The sequence below is a fragment of the Deltaproteobacteria bacterium genome, from assembly GCA_016931625.1.
In the GTDB taxonomy this organism is placed as follows: Bacteria; Myxococcota; XYA12-FULL-58-9; order XYA12-FULL-58-9; family JAFGEK01; genus JAFGEK01.
This window is the reverse complement of record JAFGEK010000210.1, coordinates 1-4,289: the sequence shown is the minus strand read 5'-3', so window position 1 is coordinate 4,289 and position 4,289 is coordinate 1. Positions and strand designations below refer to the sequence as shown.

The 4,289-nt window shown below is 40.2% G+C and carries 2 protein-coding genes; one reads left to right on the top strand and one right to left on the bottom strand.

Features of this window, described 5'->3' with window-relative positions; translation table 11 throughout:
* Positions 1–367: 367 nt before the first annotated feature.
* Positions 368–2,506 (bottom strand): protein kinase, encoded by a 2,139-nt coding sequence (locus JW841_17265; protein ID MBN1962685.1) that lies wholly within the window; start codon positions 2,504–2,506, stop codon positions 368–370.
* Positions 2,507–2,621: 115 nt separating this feature from the next.
* Between JW841_17265 and JW841_17260 the strand changes: the two genes are divergently transcribed.
* Positions 2,622–4,121, top strand: a complete 1,500-nt coding sequence (locus JW841_17260) for a hypothetical protein (GenBank protein MBN1962684.1) — start codon at positions 2,622–2,624, stop codon at positions 4,119–4,121.
* Positions 4,122–4,289: the final 168 nt, after the last annotated feature.

Here is a 4,289-nt window from a genome sequence, read left to right as displayed (position 1 = left end):
TAATAACAATTATATTTAACTATTATTGGTAACTAGCTATTTACAGTACGAAAAAGAAAGTGCGGTAAACTAGTTGATAATTATGATCCTCAAATATTATATCAACGTAGTGAATTAATAATGCCATAAACTATATCAGTATAATGATATAACGAATAAAAACAATTACATAAATTTTTTCTTGTTGAGGTTAAACAAAAATTACGTAGTTTAGTCGAGATTTAGTTAGCCGCATCGCTGGATGCAAATTTAGCAGGCTGTGCATCGCACAAAAATGAAGATTTAAAGAACAGAGAACCGGGTATTTTAAGAGAGCTTCTTTGTAATCGTGTCTACTATGTACGGTCGTGATATAATAACCATTACCTTAAGGATTTATTTTTGCGCTTGCGGCCGGTGTAGGTTTTTGTTCGGCTTTAATCGATGAAGCAATAGTATAGAAATAGCTGCCAATAACTACCCCAGCCCCTAAAATAGCCGATATGGCCAAAATCCAAATTTCACTAGAAGAAAAACGCCGAACACGCAAAGGTGCCCGGGTACGAACGGTTATCGGTGGTTCAGGTCTAGCGGCAGCGGCTTTGGGTGATTGACTGGTTATTACCGATGATTGTGGTAGTTCTGTTGCTAGCGCTTGCGGCTTGGCTGCTGCATCTGTTTTTACTGATATCGCAGGTTTGTACGGTGGTGTAAATACAGGTTTTACAGAGTCGTTAGATTTATTGAGTGTAATGGCACCGGCAGTAGTTTTCGTCGCCGTAGCGCTATTTGTTTTTTCTTCTACTATAGGTACTTTGTCAGTAGGTATGGTGCTGGTGCTAATTGTTAGGCTAGTTGCAGGTTTTGCTTCAACTTTTTCTTCAACAAGGGGGGCTACGATTTTGGCTAGTGCCTCTATTGTAGCAGGAGATACTTCATCGGTCGCTGCCGCCGCATTCATTGCTGATTTTTCATCAGTAGGTGCTACCACTTTTGCCAGTGCCGCAATAGTTTCAGGTGAGATATTATCAGTAAGCGGCGTTTCTGTTTTTGCGGCAATAGCCTGTTTTGCTTTGGAATCATCAGTTACTTCTGCTGTTGTTGCTATCTCTGTAGTCGGTATTGTACTAGCTATCTGTGGTTCGCCATTTTTAACCGGCTCTTGAGTTTCAAGTTTTTCTGGCGTTGAGGTAGCTGAAATATCAGGTTTAGCTATTACAACAGGCTCAGGGGGGACTGGTATTGGAATTTCTGTTTTTATTACGGGGGCAGGTTCTTTATCTGATTCAGCCGACTCAATAAGTTCGGCTGGCTTAGTTTCGACAGGCTCAGCTGGTGATGCAAGTTGATTATTACCAACGAGTGTTGAAACAACAGGCGCTCTTTGCTGCGAGTCATCGGATGCTGCTGCAGAATCATGCAACACCGATTCTTTGATTATCGGAGAGGTTTTATTGCGGCTATCTTCGCCGGGCTTAATAAATGATGGAGCAACTGCAGTAGCATCAACAACATTGTGTTTTTGCAAGCGTTCTAAATGAGATTTAGGTACTCGAACTGGGGTCGCAGTATAGGTCTTAATGCGTGATATCTCACGAATGTAATCATCGCGAAATAATTTGCGCATAAATGATGATAAAGAAGCTTCGCTGACGCCACGTCCTTCTTTCATAAGGTAGGCATCAAGCGCAGCACTCATGGCCATAGCACTAGCAAAACGATCTTCAGGTCGAGTAGCTAATGCTTTTGTAACTATTGCTTCAAGCCCCAAAGGAATTTCAGGGTTTAATTTTCGTGGTGGTACAAAGCGACCTTCAATAATGTGTTGCAGCGTGGCATAGTCATTTTTACCCCGAAAAGCATCATGCCCGGTAAGCATTTCGTACATAACAATGCCCAGCGCAAAAATGTCAGAGCGAAAATCAAGATCGAGCCCCATTGCTTGCTCAGGCGACATATAAGCAAGCTTGCCTTTAAGAATGCCAACACGCGTTTTAGCAATTCGGCTTTTAGCTTTAGCAATGCCGAAATCAATCAATTTAGGCACACCAGCGTATGAAATTAGAATATTTTGAGGGCTAACATCACGATGAACAATATTTTCTAATTCGCCGTGTTTATTTTTTTTGTTATGGGCGTAATCAAGAGCAGTGGCAATACGAGCAATCGTAAAGGCGACATAACGGAAAGGTAAAGGTTCGCCACGATCATAAGCGCGATGCTGTACTACTCTTAAATCTTTACCATGAATAAATTCCATGGCGATATATAGTTTATCTTCATACTCGCCTTGTGCTTCGATTTTGCAAATATTTGGATGATCAAGGTTTTTTGCGATTCTTGCCTCGTCCATGAACATTGAGGCAAAATCACGATTACGTGCTAAATCAGGCAATGTACGTTTAATTGCATAAAGTTCTTCACTATCAGGGTTTATCACACTACGGGCAAGAAACACCTCTGCCATGCCCCCTCGACTGAGTTTGCCTAACAGAAGGTAATCACCAAAAAAAACACCCTGAGCCATATCAATTTTACCAAAATACTTGCTAAAAAACTTGATAGCCTACTTTTTGCAAGCTAGCCTTTGCATTCAAAGTCTCTGGCATAACATGAACGCCAAATGTGCTAAATGCAACACTGTGATTAAAGTCGATGATTCGCGACTTGGGCCTCATGGTGGTAAAATCCGTTGTCCTCGTTGCGCTAACACACTCATCGTTGAACGACCAGCAGTTTCTTTCGAAATCGGGCTAGAAATCGATACTCCTGCTAAGCCGTCTACTGCAAGTGTTGATACATCTGATTTAGAGCCAGAGTTAATTAGTGATGATGATCTTATGTTGTTAGAGCCAGACATTGAATCATCCCCTACAATAGTGCAGCCTTCTAAAAATAAATCGCCAGCCAATGCCACTTTTTCAACTTTTAATCAGCAAGTTAATTCGTCAGCCAAAGCACCTTTGCCTGTATCATCTTCTAATGCTTCAGCCTATGAAAAAACCAGCGTAGGATCACGATTAGTCAGTAATAAAGTGCCAGATTCTTACTCGGCACTATCGCAAGAAAAAAATATAAATGACGGGGATACCCGCGTTACGATGGTGCCAAGCTTTAAGCGTACAAATCAAGATGAACAGCAATTTTCAGCATGGGCGTCAGATGGGTTAACAGCAGTTCGTTCGATTTCAACGGCGCAAGATGATTTTAACGATTTGATGTTAGAAGGCGGCCTTTCGGCAGATGGTACTTTTACAGCGCCTACAAAAACTCAAGCAGCTCCATCAGATCAAATGTTTCCCACTAAAGAATATCCATCCTCTGATATTAAATCTGGTGCTAATCAAGGCGACCTGTTGTACGCATCTTCTCAACATGTTGGTCAACAAGTTGGTCCCACGCGTGTACTTTCAGTTTTTGAACCGCAAGTTTACGAACCGCGTTCTTTTTTTGCAATAATATTTAATATTATTGGAATTATTATAATTTTAGCAATATTTGCTTATGGATCGCTATTTTTTATCACTGACGGTAATGTTGATAAAAAACTACTACAGTTTGATAAAAAAGCTTGGAATGCGTTATGGCCCAAGCAACCGCTAGTAGCATTAGATGATATGCAAATCATTTCGATGCAAAGTCTTTTATATCCCACCTTTCATGGTGGTTCGGTATTAGCGTTTTTGGGTGAAATTCGTAACTATGGCTCAAGTACAAGAAAGCAAGTACAAGTTACAGCACAATTGCGCACTAATTCTGGAAAATTAATAAAATCAGCGAATGCTCCTGCTGGTGTATCTTTAGGTCCCAATGAATTAAGAATGGCTAATGATTATAAGACATTAGCTGATATATATCGTAATTTGCTAAAGAGTGCACCTGAACTTAGTACGATAGCTCCTGGTGCAACATTACCTTTTTCGGTGATTATTGAAAAACCACCTCCGATGCTGGCAAAGCTTCATCATGATCTTGCATTATCTTATTATGAGTTGCCTAAAAAAGATGTTAAGGCTGAAATTCAGACCCAGAAGTTAGAAGATGAAGAATCTGAAAATTCTAAGCCTAAGGTGAAAAACAAAACATGGGCTAAAGGTAAGCTTAGGGGTAAGGCAAGAAATCGTATTAGAAATCAACAATAGAAAATATATTCATAACATCAACAGGTTAAGTTGACAGGTGAGGCAATTCGCGCGCAAAATTATTTGTTGATTTTACACAACGGGTGCAAGATCAATTGTAGCGAAGTACTTTTTCTACTATCAACAATTTTTGTTCTTTCCTTCAATTAGTCTGGCCCTTCATTGAAT